Annotated in this window: 20 protein-coding genes; 11 read left to right on the forward strand and 9 right to left on the reverse strand. The window is 65.0% G+C overall.

Annotated elements, in window-relative coordinates:
• Positions 1 to 19: 19 nt before the first annotated feature.
• The 8 genes from FGX59_RS04485 to FGX59_RS04520 form a co-directional block, all read right to left on the reverse strand.
• A complete protein-coding gene (locus FGX59_RS04485) occupies positions 20 to 2,251 on the reverse strand; it encodes a VWA domain-containing protein (RefSeq protein WP_138465330.1) in 2,232 nt (743 codons plus the stop codon).
• A 76-nt stretch (positions 2,252 to 2,327) separates the two neighbouring features.
• Complete coding sequence (locus FGX59_RS04490) at positions 2,328 to 4,490, reverse strand: MoxR family ATPase (protein ID WP_171060511.1); 2,163 nt, start codon at positions 4,488 to 4,490, stop codon at positions 2,328 to 2,330.
• Between the two features lie 161 nt (positions 4,491 to 4,651).
• Entirely contained in the window at positions 4,652 to 5,068 is a 417-nt protein-coding gene (locus tag FGX59_RS04495; protein ID WP_206078284.1) for a hypothetical protein, read from the reverse strand.
• A 168-nt stretch (positions 5,069 to 5,236) separates the two neighbouring features.
• Positions 5,237 to 5,491: a hypothetical protein gene (locus FGX59_RS04500; RefSeq protein ID WP_138465333.1), complete on the reverse strand. Its 255-nt coding sequence runs from the start codon at positions 5,489 to 5,491 to the stop codon at positions 5,237 to 5,239.
• Entirely contained in the window at positions 5,481 to 5,750 is a 270-nt protein-coding gene (locus FGX59_RS04505; protein WP_138465334.1) for a hypothetical protein, read from the reverse strand. The genes FGX59_RS04500 and FGX59_RS04505 overlap by 11 nt, the downstream gene beginning before the upstream one ends.
• Positions 5,751 to 5,780: 30 nt before the next feature.
• A complete protein-coding gene (locus FGX59_RS04510) occupies positions 5,781 to 6,143 on the reverse strand; it encodes a hypothetical protein (RefSeq protein ID WP_138465335.1) in 363 nt (120 codons plus the stop codon).
• A gap of 91 nt (positions 6,144 to 6,234) precedes the next feature.
• Positions 6,235 to 6,909 (reverse strand): hypothetical protein, encoded by a 675-nt coding sequence (locus tag FGX59_RS04515; RefSeq protein WP_138465336.1) that lies wholly within the window; start codon positions 6,907 to 6,909, stop codon positions 6,235 to 6,237.
• Complete coding sequence (locus FGX59_RS04520; RefSeq protein WP_138465337.1) at positions 6,906 to 7,268, reverse strand: DUF2958 domain-containing protein; 363 nt, start codon at positions 7,266 to 7,268, stop codon at positions 6,906 to 6,908. The genes FGX59_RS04515 and FGX59_RS04520 overlap by 4 nt, the downstream gene beginning before the upstream one ends.
• Before the next feature lie 511 nt (positions 7,269 to 7,779).
• Here FGX59_RS04520 and FGX59_RS04525 point away from each other — a divergent pair.
• Genes FGX59_RS04525 through FGX59_RS04535 form a run of 3 tightly spaced genes read left to right on the forward strand, consistent with a single transcriptional unit; the run spans position 7,780 to position 10,022 of the window.
• Positions 7,780 to 9,195, forward strand: a complete 1,416-nt coding sequence (locus FGX59_RS04525; RefSeq protein WP_240722246.1) for a hypothetical protein — start codon at positions 7,780 to 7,782, stop codon at positions 9,193 to 9,195.
• Positions 9,196 to 9,204: 9 nt separating this feature from the next.
• The gene (locus FGX59_RS04530) at positions 9,205 to 9,591 is read left to right on the forward strand and encodes a hypothetical protein (protein WP_138465338.1); all 387 of its coding nucleotides are present in this window, start codon (positions 9,205 to 9,207) and stop codon (positions 9,589 to 9,591) included.
• Entirely contained in the window at positions 9,588 to 10,022 is a 435-nt protein-coding gene (locus FGX59_RS04535; protein ID WP_240722247.1) for a hypothetical protein, read from the forward strand. The genes FGX59_RS04530 and FGX59_RS04535 overlap by 4 nt, the downstream gene beginning before the upstream one ends.
• A gap of 285 nt (positions 10,023 to 10,307) precedes the next feature.
• On the opposite strand, the gene FGX59_RS04540 is transcribed toward FGX59_RS04535, so the two are convergent.
• On the reverse strand, positions 10,308 to 10,802 hold the full coding sequence (locus FGX59_RS04540; protein ID WP_138465339.1) for a hypothetical protein: 495 nt from the start codon (positions 10,800 to 10,802) through the stop codon (positions 10,308 to 10,310).
• A gap of 376 nt (positions 10,803 to 11,178) precedes the next feature.
• Between FGX59_RS04540 and FGX59_RS04545 the strand changes: the two genes are divergently transcribed.
• Genes FGX59_RS04545 through FGX59_RS04580 form a run of 8 tightly spaced genes read left to right on the forward strand, consistent with a single transcriptional unit; the run spans position 11,179 to position 19,770 of the window.
• Positions 11,179 to 11,901 carry a hypothetical protein gene (locus FGX59_RS04545; RefSeq protein ID WP_138465340.1) on the forward strand — a complete coding sequence of 241 codons (723 nt, stop codon included), beginning with the start codon at positions 11,179 to 11,181 and terminating at the stop codon, positions 11,899 to 11,901.
• Entirely contained in the window at positions 11,898 to 12,104 is a 207-nt protein-coding gene (locus FGX59_RS04550; protein ID WP_138465341.1) for a hypothetical protein, read from the forward strand. Before FGX59_RS04545 ends, FGX59_RS04550 begins: the two co-directional genes overlap by 4 nt.
• Positions 12,101 to 12,331 (forward strand): hypothetical protein, encoded by a 231-nt coding sequence (locus tag FGX59_RS04555; RefSeq protein WP_138465342.1) that lies wholly within the window; start codon positions 12,101 to 12,103, stop codon positions 12,329 to 12,331. The genes FGX59_RS04550 and FGX59_RS04555 overlap by 4 nt, the downstream gene beginning before the upstream one ends.
• 13 nt (positions 12,332 to 12,344) lie before the next feature.
• Positions 12,345 to 14,024, forward strand: coding sequence for a phage terminase large subunit (gene terL, locus FGX59_RS04560; protein WP_138465343.1), 1,680 nt, complete (start codon positions 12,345 to 12,347; stop codon positions 14,022 to 14,024).
• The gene (locus tag FGX59_RS04565) at positions 14,021 to 14,278 is read left to right on the forward strand and encodes a hypothetical protein (RefSeq protein WP_138465344.1); all 258 of its coding nucleotides are present in this window, start codon (positions 14,021 to 14,023) and stop codon (positions 14,276 to 14,278) included. The genes terL and FGX59_RS04565 overlap by 4 nt, the downstream gene beginning before the upstream one ends.
• Positions 14,279 to 14,287: 9 nt before the next feature.
• Positions 14,288 to 16,261 carry a hypothetical protein gene (locus FGX59_RS04570; RefSeq protein WP_138465345.1) on the forward strand — a complete coding sequence of 658 codons (1,974 nt, stop codon included), beginning with the start codon at positions 14,288 to 14,290 and terminating at the stop codon, positions 16,259 to 16,261.
• On the forward strand, positions 16,258 to 16,557 hold the full coding sequence (locus FGX59_RS04575; RefSeq protein WP_138465346.1) for a hypothetical protein: 300 nt from the start codon (positions 16,258 to 16,260) through the stop codon (positions 16,555 to 16,557). The genes FGX59_RS04570 and FGX59_RS04575 overlap by 4 nt, the downstream gene beginning before the upstream one ends.
• Positions 16,558 to 16,563: 6 nt before the next feature.
• Positions 16,564 to 19,770 carry a hypothetical protein gene (locus FGX59_RS04580; protein WP_138465347.1) on the forward strand — a complete coding sequence of 1,069 codons (3,207 nt, stop codon included), beginning with the start codon at positions 16,564 to 16,566 and terminating at the stop codon, positions 19,768 to 19,770.
• Positions 19,771 to 19,862 lie beyond the last annotated feature (92 nt).

Consider the following 19,862-nt stretch of genomic DNA (forward strand, 5'->3'; position numbering starts at 1 on the left):
ACCGCGCTCGGCATACCCGTCACTGTGGCCGTAGGATAAGTCCGTCCGGGGAAAGGGGAACCGCGCTCAGCCCCCGATTTGTGCAACAAGGCCGTGCCTCGCCACTCAGGTCCTCGATCAGATGCACGACCGCGAACTTGCGGTAGTAGTCCTCCACCGCCGTGGTCTGCATCCCGATGGCCGCCGTCTCCACGCCCTCGCTCTCGATGAAAGCGAGCGTGTCCCGCAGATGCCTCTCCAGAACTTCGCTGCCAGCCGGGCTCACGCAGCACGGAGACCCGTCACTCAGGACCAGCATCACCTTCCGGCGCTCACTGCGCTTGCGCAGTCTCGCGTGCACCATCATCAAGCTCTCGCCGTCGCAGTTGTTGCCACCGACCACGAGGTCCAGGCTCGCCAGCCTGTGCTTTGCCCGCCAGAGCGGTTCCTCCACCGCCTTGAACTCGATGGCCGCAAGCGCCTCGACCCTCGCTGCCCACCTCGGCGCATCGCTCCGCTCGCTGTGGTCCGCAAAGGGCTGGCTGAACCCGATGATCTCGTAGCGCACGCTCGTCCGCTCCAGCGCCTCGGCCAGCGCGATGGCGCATTTCTGAGCCATCAGCGCCCGGCTGCCCGACATGCTGCCGCTCAGGTCGATGACGATGCTCACGACCGTGTTCGGCTCCACCCGATCCGCCCGCTGCTTGAAGACCGTCTCCCTGCCTGCCACCGCAGCGACCAGCCTCCGGCTATCCAGCCTTCCATGCGTCCTGCCGAAGTCCCAATCCCTCCGCTCCAGGCTCGCAAGGCACCGCTCAAGCGTGCGCCTCAGGACATTCACGCTGCCGCTCATGCCCTCCAGGATGGCCTGATACACGGACACCCTGTCGTGCCGCCCCAAGCGATCCCTGATGGCCAAGCTCGCAGGCCGGTAGAGCGGATCGTGCGGCCCGTTCTCGCGGAACCACGCATCGCCCTCGGTCGAGTAGGGCACGTAGCAATCCTCGCCCCGCCTGCGCGTGATGCCCTCTTCGCTGAGCTTGTCTTTCAGCGCATCGCCGATCTCGGGCAGCTCCGCCACGCCTTCCATCGCCTTCCTCGCCGCTGTCTCGGCGGCTTCCCGGAGCGCATCCAGGTCAAGCTCGGCCCTGCTCCCCGCGCCCGCCTCGTCGGTCCCGCCGGGCTCGCTGGCCTCCAGCTCCTTGTCGCCCGGCTCGCCGACCGCCCCCGCACGCTCACCTGCCCCTTCCTTGGCCTCGCGCATCTCGCCGTCATCCTCGAAGCCGCCACCGTCGCCGTCCTCGCCGGTCTCTTCATGGCCACTGCTGGCCTCGTCCTCGCCGCCTTCGCCGTCGCCATCGTCCTCGCCATCGGCGTCCTCGTCCTCGCCGGGCAGGCCCTCAACCCCACGCTCGCCGTCGTGCTCGCGCTCGACCTCCGGGGCTTCGCCTCCACCGTCTTCACCGTCGCTCCCGGCGGCGCCGTCGCTCTTCTCGCCCTCGCCCTCCGGCTCGGGCTTGGCCGACGCGCCGTCGCCTGCCGCATCCCCGTCGCCCGGCTCCGGCTCGCCCTCCCCGCTCTCGGGCTCGGGCTCCGGCTCCGGCATCATCTCCTCCATGGCCTTGTCGGCCAGCTCCTTCATCAGCTCGCGCTCGACACGCTCGCTGATCCTGAACACGTCCGCCGAGTTCCTGGCCTTGAGCACCTCGGCCACCAGCTCGTCGCACATCTTGCGCAAGCTCGGATCGAGCCCCGCCACCAGCTCGGCGTTGCCGTCGCCGCCATACCCGAGCCGCCCGACCCACGTGCACGCCAGCGGCAGAATCACCTCCGGCTTCGCCAGCCGCGCGCGTGTCTCGGGATCGCTCTTGAGGTTGCGCTTGAGCTTCTGCGCCAGCATGTCCGCCGTGGCGTGCAGGTTGGCCTCGGCCCCCGGATATTCCCGGATCACGCGCCGCTCCAGCCACACGTCCTCAAGCGCGTTGTGCATCATCTTGGCGAAGGGCCGCCGCTCCCGCCCGTACTGCTGGTACTTCTCCATGATCAGCGGCATATCGCTGTGCCGCAGGTGCCCGGCCTCGTGATCGACGAAGCCGCGCATGTACTTCGCGGTGTCCACGCTCACCTCCCGCCCCGCAGGCAGGGCGGGCAGGAAGACAACCTTCCCGTCTGTCCCGGCGCTTTCGCCCCGGAAGACCACGCGCACGCCGCTCTCCCGTCCGAACACCGCACTCGTCTGCGCCATCTCGTGCTGAAACAGTTCGCTTCTCATCGCATTGCTCCTTCATATGAACGAAGAAGCCGGGCCAAATGACCCGGCTTGTCTCACAGTTCCACGTGCCTCGGGCTCACGCCTTCGGCACGCAGCGATCCGCGATGCCCACCAGCACCGCCCTGTCCTGATCGTTCGCACGGTTCAGCACGGTGGCCTCAAGCGCCTGCCAGATGGCGTGCTTCCGCTTGCTGGCCGGGAAGGTCTGCACGAACGTGCTCGCCAGCCCGACCAAGCTCAGGTAGTCCCTCGGGCTGATCGGCTGCACGACCTTCGCCGCCTTGAACGCCTCCATGTGCTCGGTCACGTAGTTCGCAAGCGTCAGCACCTCGCCATTCGCGAGCTTGCCCTTGGCGGCCTCCATCAGCTCGCGCCGCTGGCCCGCTTCCAGGTAGTCCACGCCGATCCAGTAGGAGAAGCGGTTCAGCAGGGCCACGCTCTGCACGCGCGCCCCCTGGTACAGCCCGCTGTCATCGCCCTGCCCCTTGGTGTTGCCCGTGGCGAACATCCTGAACATGGGATGCGGATTGATGATCCGCCCGCCATCCTCGGTCAGCACCAGCCCGGCCTGCTCCAGCGCCCGCTGCATCACGTAGGCCACGTCGCTCCGAACGAAATCCAGCTCGTCCAGGATCAGGATGAAGGGCCGCTGCATCACCATCGGCAGCACCCCTTCCTCGAAGAAGCTCACCGTCTGGCCCGTCTCCGGGTCCGTGCGCAGCACGTCCCGCCCGATCAGGTCGGCCCTCGTAATCTCGCTGTCGAAGTTCAGCCGGAAGCACGGCCACCGCAGCCGCGCCGCCACTTGCTCCAGGAGCGTGGTCTTGCCCGTCCCGGTATGGCCATAGAGCCAGCTCGCCTTGCCCTCGGCCAAGCTCACCAGCACCATCAGCAGCTCGATGGGCCGGAAGATGTACCCCTCGTCTGCCTCGGGCACATGCGGGTGCTCGTTATCCCACGTCCACACCGGCACCTTGAAGCCGAAGGTGTCGTGCGCACGCTTCAATCCGAACACCTCATGCGCAGGCCGCAGATCAACCTTCCCCTTCGGCCAGTCCTCCATGCCATGGCCGCTGGCCGCCGCCATCGTGGCGCTTGCCACCAGCTTGCTCGCATCCAGCTCGGCGCGCAGCCTTTCGACCTCGGCGCGCTCCTCGTTACGCTCCGTCCGCAGCACGGCGATTTCGCGCCCGGCTTCCGCCGTGTACTTCGAGCGCGCCTTGGCCAGCTCGCCCTTGAGCATGTCCGACATGATGTCATCGAGCTTGGGCATGCCGATCCCCGCAAGCGCCAGATCGAGCATCATCTTCTTGTCCGCCGGGATGGCCGCCGTGTCTTCAGTCTTCGCAGTCGCCATGCTGGCCTCTTCCTTCTCTGCTTGTTCGTTCATCACGGCACGGTGCAGCCAAGCCGCCATGTGCCTCTCCGCCATCGACCAGCCATCGGCCTCGGCCACGGCGCTGGCCTTCTCCCTGAGCGCGTCCACGTCCGCCGGGCTCATGGTCTCCAGCATGGTCACGCCGCTCCTGAGCCGGGCCTTGCCCGCCTCGGTCTCGCACTCGGCGATCCCGCAGCGCAGCACGTCGAGCGCGTTCACCCGGTGGGCCAGCCCCTCGGCCAGCGCCCTCCGGCACAGGCTCACCGCCATCATCAGGCTGTCGGTGTTCAGGCTCGCCGCCAGTCCCTCGTGATCGAAGTCGTCCTTGAGGGGCGGCAGCCGCACGCCACGCGCCACGGGCTCACGCTCACGCTCGCCCTCGGGCTCGCCGCTCCTCGGCTTGCTGCCTGCCCGGCCCTTGGCCGCCGCCTGGATGGCCTCGACCGCCGCCGCATCCGGGCTCGGCAGCACGGCGCGCATCTCGTCCAGGTGCATCACCGCCTTGTGCTGGCCGAACGCATAGCCGCACTTGCTGCCGGGCACCGGCACGCCGTGCTCCGCAGGGTCCACGATGGCCTCCTGCATCAGCCGCCATGCTTCCTCGTCCCCGATCACCAAGCTCGCCAGAGCGATCTCGCTCAGGTAGTCCCGCAGCGCGCTGATCGTCCTGCGCTTGATGTCGAACTGCCCCTCGCGCTCGCCCACCAGCGGGCTTGCCGCCAGCAGCATGGCCACATCGCCATCGCTGGTGAGCTTGCGCAGCCGGATCGTCGCCAGCCGCCTCACCTCGCTGCGCCTCACCTTCGCAGGCATCACCGCCAGCGCATCGGCGAGCGCCTGTCTCATGTCTTCCTTCTTCATTGATCCGTCCTTTCGCCAAAAAGAAAAAGGCCCTGCCGAAGCAGAGCCTTTCCGCATAAGGTCCTTCGGACTGCGCCCGCTTTCACGCGCGCAGCCTGCATGGCCTCCGGGTTATCTGATCGACACCTTTAGGTGTCTCACATCTGGCACACACATGCCAGTCATTTTCCTAGCCGGGAGGCGAAACCCATCACGTCCACCGCCCCGCCAGCCTCGGCCCCGGCACGCTCCCTCGCCATCTTCGTGGCCGCGCTCGGCCATTCGTTCTCGGCCAGCCCGGCAATCCAGATGAACAGGGGGTGCCGGTCGAAGGTGTTCTCGCAGCACTGGTAGACCCAGCTCTTGACGCTGCCCTCGGTGTCGTCCCTCTGGGGCTTCCACGCATAGGCATCGACCGCCCTCTGCATGTCCTGCTGCTCGTCGTCCGCCGGGCCGTACCGCCAGACGAACACGTCCAGGTTCAACTGCCACAGCCGCCGCCCCATCGAGACGGCATCGCCGCCCACGATCTGGCCCGCATCGACCAGCCACGTCACCATGTTGTCGATGCTGTCCCTGCTCACGAACATCACGCTCATTGCGTTCTCCTATGTTGTTGATAGTACGAAAAGAAAAAGCCCCGGCTCTCGCCGGGGCTTCCCTGTCTTCCGATGCAGCCTTCTGCCGCTTGTCCTAAGGTCCTTCGGACCCCGCGCGCCTGCCTGCCTGCGCAGGCCGCAGCGCTGCCCCGATCCGCGAGCCCACGCTCACGGCACGACGCCCTGCCACCCCTTGCGCCGGGCGCGCAACTCCGCCTGGATGGCCTCGACATCCTCGATCCTGACGGGCACCTCTGCGAGCGGAGCGTCCAGCGCCATCCCGCCCATGGCGTCAGCGCATTTCAGCAGGGCCTCGGCGCGCGTGAACCGCCCGGCCTCCGCAAGCTCGGTCACGTAGCCGCGCTTGCGCTTGCCCCACCACCGCCGGTGCTCATTGCTCCAGACGAGGTAGTCAAGCTCCATCCGTGCCTCGCTGGGCATAGTAGACCGCCTCGTCCCGTACCCTCGGCATCGCGTCTCCCGTCGCCTCTTGGAAGCGGTCGCAGATGGCCAGCACATCGGGGAGGCGTTCGGGCACCCTCTCCAGCAGCTTGAGCGCCCTCTCCAGCGCCAGCCCATCGTCAAAGGCGGGCGTTCCGCCCTGCCCCTTTATCGACGCCAGCACCCGGTCGGCCCCCCGGATGGCCTCGTCCATCGCGCCCTGATCGTCCGTCTCTGTCATGGGGTATCCTCTCCATCGCAAGCGCCGCCCTCACGGGCGGTCGCAGTCGTTCGTTACCGGCATGGTCAGCTCTTCCTGCACGGTGGTCAAGGCGTAGCAAAGAGACCGGCTATATGCCCGCTCCGCTGCCAGGAGCCTGCCGATGTCCCGCTCAAGCGCGGCAAGATCGCCCTTGTCGAAACCCACAGTGGCATTGCGGACCTCGATGGACTTGATGCGCGTTTCGAGCGCGCCCATGTCGCTGTCCAGCTTGTGGAGCAGCAGCTCCAGCGAGGTGTAGCTCCTGACGGCGGCAACGAACACGGTGCCCACGCCCAGGATGGTGGCCATGATGGCGGTGAACGCCCCCACCAGCACCGCCCAGCTCGGTCTCTTGTCGCCAGTTTCGCTCATGATCCTGCGCTCCTTCTGAGCGCCCCCATGACACCACCTTGCCACATTAACCTTTGAAATACGTGACTATCTGGCGCGCCCGCCTTCAGGATCATGCCGCAATCCCCGCATGTCCCATGCACGCCAGCACATGCGCGCTCCATTGCTCCGCCATGGCCTCGGCCATGCCCGTGAAGAACCGGCTGCGCTCGACCGCCCGGTCCTTGCCGGGGCGGGCAAAGTGCACGCGGTTCCTCGCTGTCGTGCCGTCCACGCTCCCGGTGGCCTCCAGCTTCGGCAGGTTCCTCACCCAGAAACCCGTGCGCTTCTTCTCGTTGTCGAGGCTGTCGTCGCTGTCGGCGAACCACCACGGCTGCACGTAGAAGTTCTCCGTGCCCTCGAAGTTGATGCGCTCCTTCGCATGGCCGTGCATGACCGGGTTCTCCACGGCCACGAAAGGCGCAGGCGCATCGAGGCAGTCCTGGAAGAGAGCGCAGCCCTCGTCCAGCTCCCGCCACATCTCCTCGCGCGTGCGCCCCGGAGGCGGCACGCTCAGCCAGCGCACGCCCGATCCGCAGAGCCTCGTGCAAGGCGGGTGCATCACGCACACGATGTCCCAAGGATGGTCATGCATCACGCGCCGCACGTCATCGCGGATGTGCCTGTTGCTCCGCCGCTCGTCCGCCGCAAGATCGCAGCTCCATGCATCATGGCCCAACCGCAGGAACGCATCGCGCACCGTGCCGCTGCGCTCGCAGCCGACCAGAACTCGCAGGGGAAACGTCATGCCTCGATCCTCCCTGCCTTGCGGGCGGCCCCGGCGTACTCGCTGATGCGCTTGTCGAGCGTGACGTACATGTCCCGCTCGAAGCCCAAGCCCATGCGGTTCTTCCAGCTCACCAGCTCGGGCAGGCAAATCCACCCCAGCTCGGGCTCGCCCATGCCCAGGTCGGCCAGCCCGAAGGCACGGACCGGGTCGAGCGGATCAATCTCCGACAGCAGCCATGTCTGCGACCCATAGGGATTGAAAATCTTCACCACCGGCACGTGATCGGGCGTGTCAGCGCCACGCTCGTCCGCCTCTACCGTCTTGGCCCCATTCGCCAAGAGCTTCTTCATCTGGCTCGCAAGTATGAGCTTCGCCATGGTCTTTCTCCATTCATGTACGTGATTGATGTTCCCAAACGAAAAGGCCCCGCCGCCTTGCGGCGACGGGGCACTGCCCAGCAGACGGGAAACTACCGCCGGGCTATCTCTCTAAGGTCCTTCGGACTGCGCGCGCTTTCCCGCACGCGGTCAATGGATGGCCTAATCTTTCGGTTTCGCTTGGTATGGGTCGGATCCACGCTCGCCACCTGGATCAGAGATGATGATGCCGGATAAGCTGAGCTAGCAACATGAACCCTTGAACATCTTTTCCCTTTGCTACTGCTCAGCACCGAAAGTTGACTTCGCAAGGCCTGGTCCAGCAACCGTCTGGACCGGAGTGACCGACCTGTAGCTGCCGGTCGCCACGACTTTCTTCGCTGAACTGCGACGTTCAGGGAGTAAAAATCGTAGTCCTGAACACCATCTCCGACACGCCAAGGCTTCCGTTCTAGCCTGGGTTAGGAGGCAGATCGTATCAAAACGGTAGATTGCCAAGCTGGTACTATATTTGGTATCCATCAAGCAGCGTCCCACAGCTTTCGGCGGTTCTTGTTTGCTCATACGTCCTAGACTTACCGACTATCACGGAATACATGCCGCGCAAGTCGATCTAGACTTCGCTATCCCGTTCTTGGATGAAGACATCCCCCTTTACCTTGATCCATTCATGCTCTGGCGGTCACCGTCTCAACAAGACCAAATGCTGCATACTGGCCTCGTTAACGCCTTCAACCATCTAGGGTATCTGGCGTCACAGGGACGGCTGGCAGAAGCAACTGAAACGCTTGTAATCGCCTCCGAATGCGAAGAGGTTGGTCTCGGAACATCACTAACCAGAAAAGGGAAGCGGATTGGCCGCGACAAAGCCAAGGAAATTCTAGATCTTTTCCAGATCATACCGCAGTATCAGCAGAATGGCTTCCGACATTTTGAAGAGATTCAATTCTTTGTTGAAGGCATCTCCAAAGATCGCATCTCAGACATTAGTTGCAATTTTCTGAAGTCTTTCCTGATAGACTTCACCATAGACCAGTGTGAGAAACACGGCATACCAACGCAGCCGTGCCAAGTGAAATATATCTATGACTACCGCGCTAACAAGTTCACTACTGAAGATAATATCCGACTACCTGTAAATCCAGAGAACGGTGATCCTATTATTCTTGTACCAAAGCGATGGTTGAGGTTCGCGCCATGGATCAACTATGATGATTACTTCGAAAAGCACTGCCCGCAGGACGAGATTTCCCACAACCCCGACGACCTAACAAGAATTAAGGTTCTCGCCTACAATCGGCACAACTATGGAGCGGTGGACCGTTACGTTCAAGCGAAGGAACTGACCTTCGAAGACTGCGTGAATGACCCCTTATTTTCGCAGATTCCAGTGACGTCCGCCAAGCGAGTGATTGCTCAGATCAAAAAGTTACCATCTGGCAAGGATAATGGATCTGATTCCAAGTACGAAAAACTCGTGGGCCGGTTGCTGCCATCGCTCTTCTATCCAAAGCTCGACTTTGCTCAGGAGCAAGCACGCACAGACGATGGCGTCTCCATTCGCGACCTCATATTCTACAACACCCGCTCGACCCCCCTACTTCAGGAACTAATGGACGACTATTCGTCTCGCCAAATCACGTTCGAAATGAAGAATGTAGATTCAATCGGTCGGACGCACGTTGATCAATTGAACCGCTACTTGACCGATGAGTTAGGTAAGTTCGGCTTATTCGTTACCCGGAATCCGCTGAAGAGAGCAGAGTTTACTCGCACGGTAAATCTCTGGGCGGGCCAACGAAAAACAGTAATTGCGCTTACAGATTCCGACCTTGAGCAGATGGTCGAAGTATTTGTCAGCGGACAGCGCGACCCGCTGGATATCGTCAACAAAAAGTACCGCGAATTTCAGCGCGCGTGCCCATAGGAGACTAGCGTGGATAGCAAAGAAGACGTCGAGCGCCTTGAAAAGTTAGTTGGTCAGCTCCAAGGACTTCATACGGAGATAGGGGCGCTTGCGAAAAAGAGCCCCAACGATGCGGTAAACCCTTTCAAGCTCAAACTCATAAACAAAGTTCTCGCTTTGGGAAACGATGTTCTCGGCAAAAAATATAAGCCATTTGATGAGTTCGATCAATTTGATGCAGATGACACGCCCTCGACTAGTGATGTAACGATGTTAATTTCTCAGTACATGGAAGAAGCAGAACGCTTCCGGTCTGACAACGTCAAAAGTGGATACGGCGGCTGGTACTATGTAGTTCAGGGTGAAGAAAGCGACGTTCGCTCGGGACCACCGACAAAAATCGGGAGAAAGCGATGACGTTTGAGGAGTTGCACAACTTCCAAAACATCACGACCTATGAAAAGACGAAGGAATACGAGGCAAGCCAAGACATATTCGCTTCTCTGCTCCGGGAAGTAAAGGAGTTATCGAGGAAGAAGCCAGACGCATGCATGAGTGCAGGCAAGGTAAAGATCGTGAACCGCGTTCTTCAAAACTTGCTGACGATACTGGAGGGGCAGCCCGACGCTAAGTACCTTGAAATTCTTGACGACGATGAACTGCCTCAGGTCAGCGACGCTGTGCTTGTGATGGTTCAATTTGAATCTGCCTTGGAATCGTTCAAGAGACGACACTTCAAAAACGTTCATCCGTATGGCTCCCAATGGATTACGGAAGACCTAATAGATCAGATAAGGGAAGACTTTGAGGCCCGCGCCGATGAGGACGAAGATGACAATAAATACTAAGGCTTCAGATACTAAATCCAGTCCGGGATGTGCCAATTGATGGTGCAGCGGCGCCAACATTTTTTTCGCAGACGCAGTGAGCTTCCGCAGGCGATTGGACCAACAGCTACGCGGATCGCACCAGTCTTCGGATACGAAAAGAAAAATACGGAAACTTCCGGCATCTGCAGCTCATCGATAGTCTAGGCCCACATGCGTCGTGGCCTCATACGTGTCTCCATCATGCGGGCGCGGAACTGCCGATAGGCGCGCCGCCCCCTCGCGGGAGTGACGCGCGCTTGCGGGTCATTTGCGGGCGCGCTTGGGCGCGGGCTGGCCTTCGAGCTTGGCGATGCGGTCGCCGAGGTGCTCCAGCACGCTCGTGACCTGCACGAACATGGCCGCGAGGTCGCCGAACTGGTCGTCCAGCGCGCCGCCCGCCTGCGGCTTCCTGCGCGTGGTCGCGAACCCGCCCGCGGGCTTCTTCGCGGCCGCGGGCTTCGCCTTCGCGGCGGTGCGCTTGGGCGCGGGCTTCGCGGGCGCGTCCGCCTGCTGGCCGCGCAGCTTGCCCTCGCTCGCGAGGTGCACGATGGCGCTCTTGAGGCCGTTCTCGGCGATGCTGGCGATGGTCTCGCGGTCGCCCGCGGCGTGTGCTTCGCGCAGGCGCTCCCACGTGCGCTTCTTGCCCGTGTACGACGCGAGGCGCGCCTCCGCGGCTTCGCGCGTCGCCTTCGTGCGCGAGAGCAGTGCGCTGGCGGTTTCTTTCAGGGTGACGGGTGCGGTTGCTTGTGCGTTTGCCATGGTAATCTCCTTTGGTTGGCAGCACCCCTAAGGTCCTTCGGACTGCGCACGCTCACCGCGCCGCGTCCGAGCCCGGCACCTTGCCGAGCCTTGTCTTGGGGCATCGGCTCTAAGGTCCTTCGGCACACGCGCGTGATTTCTCGCACACGCGCAAAACGCGCAAATCCCGCAGTTGCATTCCCCGGCAGAAACATAATCGTCCCGATTTTTTCGTTTAAAATCAATCCCACCACCCCTGTTTGCCACGGAATTTGCCCGGAATTTGCCCGGATGGGGGGCGGGAGGCCATCCCGCCGCGCGCGCGTGGGACGACCCGTCACCTCCCTACGTGCGAGAGTTCCGCAAGCTCAGAACCAAATCCAAGGCAAACCCACGAATGGCCCGCGTCCCCGACACTTTCCTGCCGAACAAGTCCCGCGATGGCGGCACGTCCCTGTTCGAGTGCAAGGTGTGCAAGACCACCTTCCGCGACAAGCACCAGTCCACGGTGCGCTTCTGCTCGCGCGCGTGCCGCTCCCGCACGCTCACCCGCGAATACGCCATCGAGACGGGCACGCTCGCCGAGTTCGAGGAGCGCCAGGCCGCGCGCGAGGCCAAGCGCCAGAAGACCGTCGAGGAGGCCGCGGCGCGTGCCTCCGGCGCGCCGCCCAAGCGCACGCGCTTCCACCGCAAGCGCATGGCGCGGGCGCGCGAGGCCGAGCTGGCCGATCCCGAGACCGCCGCTTCCGAGGCGTCCCTCACCACCGCCGTGGCCTCTGCCACCGCGGCGCCTCCGGCCTCCGAGACCCCTGCGGGCACCACGCCCTTCACGCACGAGCAGGTCAACGCGCTCCGCGCTGGCCTCATCACCGAAGTGGAGCAGCACCTCGCCGACGCCCACGAAGTCATCCGCGGCACGCGCGTCTGGACCTCCACGCAGGTCCGCCTGTTCGGCAAGCTGATCGACAAGGTTCTCCCCAACCTCTCCGCCTCCGAGCATCTCCACCACCAGCCGGAAGACCGCCCCCTGGCCGATCTCTCCCGCGAGGAGCTGGAGGCCATCATCTCCGCCGAGGACGAGCGCCGCGCTTCCTCCGCCAAGCCGGTAGCTGCCGAATGACCTATCTCGTCCCCCTCGCCGCCACTCTCCTCGCCTTCCTTCCGGCGCTCTTCTCCACGCGCCGCTCGGGCGTTTTCGGCATCACCCCCGATCCTGCCACCACCGCCCTCCTCGCCACCTTCGGCCTGATCGTCTCCGCCGTCTCGTGGATCACCTGGGCCGCAATCATGGTGGCCTTTTCGCTTGAGGCCACTTGCAAATGACCCTCATTCTTAACAGCCAGCGCCATCGCGACACCCACGCGCTCCGCAGCTCGATCACGCCCGAGCAGCTCGCCGACGCGATGTCCGCGCTCGATCTCGCCTCGATCCCTCCCCACAAGCGCCCCGCCGCGATCCGCGAGCATCTCGCCCGCATCATGGCGACCACGATCCTCGACCGGCACGCGCTCACGCGCGTGGTTCTCGACGGCCCGCCGCGCGACATTTGACGGTCATTTGCGCATGCCTCCCCGCACGCTCACGTCAGGCACCCACCGCCGCCCCGCCGCGCCGCCCCACGGCGTGTCGCGGGCGGACGCGGCGCGGCGCCTGCTCCAGCTCCGGGACGCATCCGAATCCTTTGGCGGCTACGTGCGCTATCTCCAGCCCGCGTGGGAAATCCCCTACTTCCAGGGCGAGCTGATCGACACGCTCGACGCGCTCGAAAAGAACACGCTCGGCCCCCGCAATGTCCTCGTGACCATGCCGCCGCGCATGGCCAAGTCCACCTACTGCACGGTGTTCTTCCCCACGTACTTCATGGGCCGCCTCGCGTCGCGCTTCACCATGTCGTGCAGCTACAACGCGAAGCTGGCCATCGGGTTCGGCCATCAGGTCAACGCCCTCGCCACCGACCCGCGCATCCCGCCGGTCTTCCCCGATTTCTCCATCTCCTCGGGCGGCACCGAGACCTTCCACACCACCATGGGCGGCGCCTACTTCGCCGTTGGCCTCGGCGGAACGACCTCGGGCCGCCCCGCCAACCTCCTGGTGCTCGACGACCCCATCAAGGCGCGCGACGAAGCCGAGAGCATGGTCAAGCGCAACTCGGTCTGGAACTACTACACCTCGGCCCTCGCGATGCGCCTCCAGCCCGACGAGAACGGCAATCCTCCCATCCAGGTTGTCGTGCTCACGCGCTGGCACCCCGACGACGTGGCGGGCCGCCTGATGCGCTCCGAGGATTGGGAGGAGGGCCACTGGCACCACGTCAACTACAAGGGCATCGTCACGCGCCCCGGCAAGCGCATCCCGCGCTCCTCCCTTCCTGCCGACCACCCGCTCTACATCCCCGACATCAGGAAGGTGACGCCTGCCAAGCGCCACATCGTCGAAGACGAGGAAGCCTCTCTCTGGCCCAAGCGCTTTCCGCTCGACGATCTCCAGCGCCGCCGCCGCCTGAACCCGCGCGAGTTCGCCTCTCTCTACCAGCAGTCCCCCTATGTGGAGGGCGGCAACCGCATCAAGTTCGACTGGTTCCGCCAGTACACGCCGGACCTCCTGCCGCCGCAGTTCGCCATGGTCGTGATCGGCGTGGACACCGCGTTCAAGACCCGCGAGCAGTCCGACTACTCGGTTGCCATCACTGCGGGCATGACGCGCGAGGGCGACATCTACATCCTCGACGTGCTGCGCGGGAAATACGAGTTTCCCGACCTGCGCCAGCGGATGATCTACCTGAACAACACGTGGCGCGGGCGGGGCCTCCGGGGCTTCTACATCGAGGACAAAGCCTCCGGCACGCCGCTCATCCAGGCGCTCCGCCGCCACTCCGGCATCTCCGTCATCCCTCACCCTGCCGTCACCGACAAGCTCGCCCGCGCGACTGCCGTCACGCCCCTCATCGAAGGCGGGCGCGTGTACCTTCCCGACGCCGCCCCCTGGCTCGACGCCCTGATCGACGAGATCATCACCTTTCCCTCCGGCGCCCATGACGATCAGGTGGACGCCCTTGTCATCGTGCTCGACGCCCTCTCGCGCACTGCGCTCACGCCCGGCGATTGGGCCGCCTCGCTCGACCCCGCGCTCTCCCTGAACCGTTCCATCGGCCACGACAGCTTCGGCGGGCTTGCCGCCAGCTACGGCAAGAGCCTCCGCACCGAGCTGTTCCCCGCGTCGCAATGGAAGGGCTGGGGCCAATGACCGGCGATCCCTTCCGCGCGGCGCTTCTGCTGCCCCCCGACATCGACCCGCTCGACCTCCCCGATGCCGACGAGGAGCTGCGCGCGTGGTTCCTCGACGCGCAGCGCCACGTCTTCGAGACGGCCCAGCTCGCCTACTTGCAGGCGACCGCGAAGGGCATTCCTCCCTCCGTCGCCGCGCGCCTCATCCCGCACGCTCTCCTGTCCCGCGTCACCGGCCTGACGCGGACGACCGGCACCCCGCCCTGGCCGTAAGCTCCGCACATGAAAAACGCTGGCCTCTCCCAATGGTACGCGCAGGACACGCCGCCCACGCATGACGGCGTGATCGTGGACCTGTCCGAGCACGTCGAGCGTCTCCTCGACTACCAGGACATTTCCCATCTCCTGACCGAAGAGCAGGAGCGCCGCCTCGTCTCCTGGCTCAAGGCCGCGCACGAGATGTCCTACTCGGCCATCTCCCGGCGCTACGACCACTGGCGCGAGGCCGACCGTGCCCACGATGTCTACGTGCCGCCGGACGCCACGTCCTTCCGCGAGAAGGCGGTCATCCCCGACACGCGCGCCATCGCCGACACCACGATCACCTATCTCATGGCGGCCCTCGCTGGCCGCAATCCGATGTTCCAGCTCGAAGGGCTCAACCGCACTTCCCGCAAGCCCGCCCTGATCCTGGAGCGCGTGCTCCACCAGCAACTCCGGCGCACCGCAGGCGAGGCCCGCCTCGCGCAGCTCCTCCTCGATTCCGTCCGCTACGGCTACGCGCCGACCAAGCTCATCTGGCACCCGAAGACCAACCAGAACCACATCGTCAATTTCGACCCGCGCCGCGTCTTCCCCGACCCGCGCGTGTCCTTCGGCGACTGGACCTCCATGCAGTTCATCCAGTTCACCGACTTCTCCAGCTTCTCGGCCCTCCGCCGCTCCGGCCTCTACCCGAAGCTCGACCATTTCCCCCAGCTCGCCTATCGCTCCGCTCCCCCCAAGATCGGCTGGAGCGGCCACCGCTGGCATCAGGAGGCCGGGCGCGGCCACAGCATCGACCCGACCAGCTCCGACACCGGCATGGCCTCAGGCGCGGGCTCCAACTCCGCCGAGCTCTTCACGCTCGGCCCGGCGCGCGTAGTGGACGAGACCTGGCTCACGCTCGCGGGCCACGAGATCGGCGTACCGCAAATCCGGCAAATCTACCTCGTGGCTACGGTCCTTGACGAAGACACGATCATCCGCCTGTCCCTCAACCCCTACGGCCAGCAGTTCCCGGTCGTGACCGGCGCGCTGCATCAGGACCTCCACAAGACCTTCGGGCAGGGCCTCTACGACCTCCTCCTGCCGATGCACGACATCGCCACCTACCTGATGCGCGCGCGCATTGACAACATCAGCGCCGCCCTCAACAACCTGATCTTCGCCGACCCCTCGCAGATCATGATCCCCGACCTCATCGACCGGAACCCTTGGGGCGTCGTGCGCACGCTCCCCGGCGGCAACCCGCGCGAGGGCGTCTTCATCGCCCAGGTTCCCGATGTCACGCGCGGCCACCTCCAGGACATCCAGGCCCTCTCCGAACTCAAGCAGCGCGTGTCTGCCGCCTCGGACGCGCAGCAGGGCATGCCGACCTCGGACGGCATCCGCACCGCCACCGAAATCCAGCGGCTCACCCAGCTCGGCTCGCAGCGCCTCGGCGTTCTTTCCCGCGTCATGTCGGCGACCACGATCCGCCCCCTCGTGCGCATGATGGTCACGAACATCCAGGACGCGCTTTCCTACGACGGCTCGATCCGCATCGAGGACGACAACACCCCGAACCCGCTCGCCTCGTCCATCCAGGACGGCTACCTCGACTTCGATGTGTCCGCCCTCCAGGGCGACATCGACTACCTCGTGATCGACGGCACGCTCCCCTTGGAGCCCACGCGCAACGCCGAGACGTGGATGAACATGCTCCAGATCGCGAACCAGACCGGGCTCAACATGGAGTACGACCTCGGACAGATGGCCGAGGAGGCCATCCGCGCCATGGGCGTCTCGGACCTCGACCGCTTCCGCATCTCTCCCGAGCGCCAGCAGCAGCTCTCCCCGCAGCAGCAGCTCTCCATGATGGAGCGTGCGCGCGGCGCATCGGTGCAGCCGCAGGAGCAGGTCATGTCCGAAGTGGAGAAAGGCAACCTCGTGCCCATGCGCGCCGTCGATGGCCGCCGGGGGGCACAGACCGCAGGAGGATCGAACCGAAAATGAGCCGCCGCCGCATAGCCGCCCTCGCCAAGTCCCTTCCCCCCCAGCTCCGCGACTACATCGCTGGCCTCATCGAAGAGGCACGCGAGCAGGACCGGCGCAGCCAGCTCGACGAAGGGCTGTCTCCTGCGCAGCTCCGCACTGCGATCAGCGAGCAGCGCACCGTGATCCGCAGCCTGAACCGCCGGGTGAACGCGCTCGAAGCCGAGATCGACAATCTCAAGGACGCCGCGAACCTCACGCTCTCGCGCGCCGCTCTCAAGCGCGCTCTCCTCAAGATTTCCAAGGAAGAAGGCTGACACGCCATGGCCCGCACGCGCCCCATCACCGACCAGCTCCGGTTTCTTTCGCAGGCCACGGGCGAGCACGTTCTCGACACGTACCTCGAAGCCTGCGAGCGTGGCGGGCGCACGCTCCCCGACATCCTCACCGACGTCTGGGACGCGGCCACGGGCCAGTTCCGCGGCGAGATCATCCAGCACCGCTACACCGCGGACTACATGCTCCAGGCACGCGCGGGCGACTTCGTGGACCCCGAGGCGGGCTGGACTGACATCCACTACTTCTTCCGCCCCAAGGGCACCTTCGTCGCGGGCACGCCCTACGCCATCCACGACATGGTGAAGCTCTCCAACGGCAACCTCTACTTCACGAACACCGCGGGCAGCTTCGCGGACGAGACCGCCTACGTCGCCGCCGGGCAGCAGCTCATCCTCGACTACACGAGCGTGGAGGCCCTCAAGGACACGGCGCAAGCCTCCTCGATAACCGCCATCATCATGAAGGAGGGCGCGGAGGCCGCGAGGCTCGGCGCGATTGCCGCGAAGGACGACGCGGAAGCGGCTGCCGCCGATGCCGCCGCATCCGAGACCTCCGCCGCCGACAGCGCCTCTGGCGCGGCCTCCAGTGCCACCGATGCCGAGGCCGCCCAGACCGCCGCCGAGGAAGCGCAGGCTGCCGCAGAGGCCGCCGCAGGCGCCGCAGGCGCGGGCACGTACCTGCCGCTCGCGGGCGGCGAGATGACGGGCCAGCTCGACATCACGGACGCGGACATCGACCTGAGCGGCGGCGACATCAACGTCACGGTGGATACCGGCACGCCGCGCGGCGTCTACTTCGAGGACAGCGGCGGCGTCTTCCAGGGCAAGCTCCTCCTGTCCTCCGCCAACCAGCTCTACATGGACGGCCCGGTCACGCCCTCCGCCACGCTCTCCTCGCGCATTCTCTTCGAGCCTTCGGGCATCGTGAAGATGCGGCGCATCGGCACGGCCGACGATCTATGGAGCGCGTGGCTCGACTACACGACGGCCACGGACCTTCCCTCCACGTCCTCCATCGTCACGCGCGAGCGCGGCGACGCGCGCTATCTCCAGTCCGCCCTCGCGGCTTCCACCTATCTCACGCAGGCCGACGCCTCTTCGCTCTATCTCGCGCAGGCAGATGCCGCGGCCACCTACCTGCCGCTCTCCGGCGGCACGCTCACCGGCCCTCTCGCGATCACCGACGCCGACCTCACCGTCAAGCGCACCTCCGGCGAGAAGGGCCTCGCGCTCGCCAACGCCTCGGACACGATCATCGGCCGCGCCGTCATCGACGGCTCGAACAGTTTCATCATCGACGGGCCGGTCGCCGCCTCGGCCACTCTGCGCTCCCGCATGGCCTTCGATCCCTCGGGCGCCGTCAGCTTCCGCCGCATCGGTCCCGCCGACGCCACGCATGCTGCCGATCTGGACTACACGACCGCGACCGATCTGCCCTCTGCCTCCTCCATCGTCACGCGCGCGCGGGGCGACGCGCGCTATGCGCTCCCGTCCGCGATCCCGCCCGTCTACCAGACCCGCGATGCCGCGAACGCCGCTGCCATCGCCGCCCTGGGCAACGGCGCCACCGGCATCATGGCTGGCCTCGCGTACCGCGTGGACACGACCGCTGGCGCCACTGTCCGGTGCTGCACGAACGACCTTGCCGTGAACAATCTGGTTCCCGTCTGGCCCGCGACCTACGGCCATTTCGGGGCGGCGGGCAACGGCGCGACCAATGACGCGCCTGCGATCACGAACGCGCTCAAGTCCGGGCACCCGATCATGAACCCGCGCAATGCGATCTACCAGTGCACGGGCGTCGTGGCCGTCCCCGACGCGGGCTCGGTCTACCTGCGCGGCGGCATCCACCGCTTCACTGGCGCCACCCATGGCCTCAACTTCGCGAACGTATCGACCACGGCCCTGACCACCATCGACATCGACGAGATCGACGTGCTCCAGTCGGTCAACACGACCGGCCACGGAATCCGCGCCACGTGGACCGCCGATGTGGTGGCTGCGTTCCGCGGCTCGGTCTTCATCCGCCTGGGCGACAACGTGACTATCGGCGGTGTCGGCATCGAGACCGGCTCCTGGGCGACGGCGCTCTACCTCGACAACCCGCAGAACGCGCTCATCGGGGCGCTCCACCTCGTCGGCAAGCGCGATCTCGGGCAGGCCATCGGCACCGACGCGCGCATCTTCCGCACTGGCACGACCGCGATCCACATCACCTCGACCGACGACGGTTCTCCCGTGAACATCCGCCTGCGCCATGTGCAGGTGAAGCACACCGAGACCGCGATCAAGGTGCGGGGCCGGATGGAGGGCATCCTGGTCGAACACCCGATCATCGTGGCCTGCCGCGACGGGATCGACGTGGACCTCACCGACCTCATCGAGACGCCCGACCCCATCGACCCCTGGGTCAACATCTCGAACGGCCATTCCAACTGCTCGCGCTATCCGCTCAAGGTCACGCGCGCGGCCCATGTGCACATCTCCAAGATGCTGCTCTACCGCTTCAATGATGCGACGGACGTGGATTTCACGGGCTTCTACCTGTCGGGCGTGGACCGGTTCATGCTCAGCGACATCAACGTCAACGGCCAGCTCTCCGCGGGATCGCAGACCTACAGGCACGGCGCATTGATCGACTGCAAGCGCGGCCAGATCGGCCCCACCAACGCGATCAACTGCGAGCAGCCGCTCGAAGTCTCCGGCACGAACACGAAAGACCTCGCGATCCAGACGCCTTCGATGACCAGCGATCCGGTCTCGAACCTCGTCACGATCACCACCGCGCCGGAATCCGAGGTGCGCACCTACACGCCGGTCGGCAACGGCATCACCGTCTCGACGGGTGCCGTCATGGTCCCGGCGGCCAATACCGCGCAGCTTTCGATGGACATCCCCGTCCAGCGGGGCATGGTCTTCGCCGCCGAGGCCATCTTCCAGATCACCAAGGGGGCGACCTCGGGCAAGACGCGCATCTCCATCGTCATGACCGGCGTGTCGGCCAGCACCGACATCGGCTCGAACCTCAAGATTTTCGACGACAACCACCAGGCCACGCACCAGTGGAACGACGTGGGCAAGGGCTACTTCACGTGCACGGCCAACGGCACGCTCACTCTCCAGCTTTCCGCCTCCAGCCAGGGATCGGACAGCGCCGCCGAGTTCGTGCTGCGCGCGCGCAGGATCGCGTGACATGCGGTTCATGTCGGCCTCGCGCGCATGCTGGCCCAGTCTCCCCGATGCGCGGGCGCGACAGGGACGAAAACCGGGAACGATCGGTCCAA

The organism is Poseidonocella sp. HB161398 (assembly GCF_005870025.1).
Classification (GTDB): domain Bacteria; phylum Pseudomonadota; class Alphaproteobacteria; order Rhodobacterales; family Rhodobacteraceae; genus Mangrovicoccus.

Excerpts from the sequence above, each read along its gene's own strand:
- FGX59_RS04485 (WP_138465330.1), bottom strand. The coding sequence starts at position 2,251 with ATGAGAAGCGAACTGTTTCAGCACGAGATGGCGCAGACGAGTGCGGTG.
- FGX59_RS04490 (WP_171060511.1), bottom strand. The coding sequence starts at position 4,490 with ATGAAGAAGGAAGACATGAGACAGGCGCTCGCCGATGCGCTGGCGGTG.
- FGX59_RS04495 (WP_206078284.1), bottom strand. The coding sequence starts at position 5,068 with ATGAGCGTGATGTTCGTGAGCAGGGACAGCATCGACAACATGGTGACG.
- FGX59_RS04500 (WP_138465333.1), bottom strand. The coding sequence starts at position 5,491 with ATGGAGCTTGACTACCTCGTCTGGAGCAATGAGCACCGGCGGTGGTGG.
- FGX59_RS04505 (WP_138465334.1), bottom strand. The coding sequence starts at position 5,750 with ATGACAGAGACGGACGATCAGGGCGCGATGGACGAGGCCATCCGGGGG.
- FGX59_RS04510 (WP_138465335.1), bottom strand. The coding sequence starts at position 6,143 with ATGAGCGAAACTGGCGACAAGAGACCGAGCTGGGCGGTGCTGGTGGGG.
- FGX59_RS04515 (WP_138465336.1), bottom strand. The coding sequence starts at position 6,909 with ATGACGTTTCCCCTGCGAGTTCTGGTCGGCTGCGAGCGCAGCGGCACG.
- FGX59_RS04520 (WP_138465337.1), bottom strand. The coding sequence starts at position 7,268 with ATGGCGAAGCTCATACTTGCGAGCCAGATGAAGAAGCTCTTGGCGAAT.
- FGX59_RS04535 (WP_240722247.1), top strand. The coding sequence starts at position 9,588 with ATGACGTTTGAGGAGTTGCACAACTTCCAAAACATCACGACCTATGAA.
- FGX59_RS04540 (WP_138465339.1), bottom strand. The coding sequence starts at position 10,802 with ATGGCAAACGCACAAGCAACCGCACCCGTCACCCTGAAAGAAACCGCC.
- FGX59_RS04545 (WP_138465340.1), top strand. The coding sequence starts at position 11,179 with ATGGCCCGCGTCCCCGACACTTTCCTGCCGAACAAGTCCCGCGATGGC.
- FGX59_RS04550 (WP_138465341.1), top strand. The coding sequence starts at position 11,898 with ATGACCTATCTCGTCCCCCTCGCCGCCACTCTCCTCGCCTTCCTTCCG.
- FGX59_RS04555 (WP_138465342.1), top strand. The coding sequence starts at position 12,101 with ATGACCCTCATTCTTAACAGCCAGCGCCATCGCGACACCCACGCGCTC.
- terL (WP_138465343.1), top strand. The coding sequence starts at position 12,345 with ATGCCTCCCCGCACGCTCACGTCAGGCACCCACCGCCGCCCCGCCGCG.
- FGX59_RS04565 (WP_138465344.1), top strand. The coding sequence starts at position 14,021 with ATGACCGGCGATCCCTTCCGCGCGGCGCTTCTGCTGCCCCCCGACATC.
- FGX59_RS04570 (WP_138465345.1), top strand. The coding sequence starts at position 14,288 with ATGAAAAACGCTGGCCTCTCCCAATGGTACGCGCAGGACACGCCGCCC.
- FGX59_RS04575 (WP_138465346.1), top strand. The coding sequence starts at position 16,258 with ATGAGCCGCCGCCGCATAGCCGCCCTCGCCAAGTCCCTTCCCCCCCAG.
- FGX59_RS04580 (WP_138465347.1), top strand. The coding sequence starts at position 16,564 with ATGGCCCGCACGCGCCCCATCACCGACCAGCTCCGGTTTCTTTCGCAG.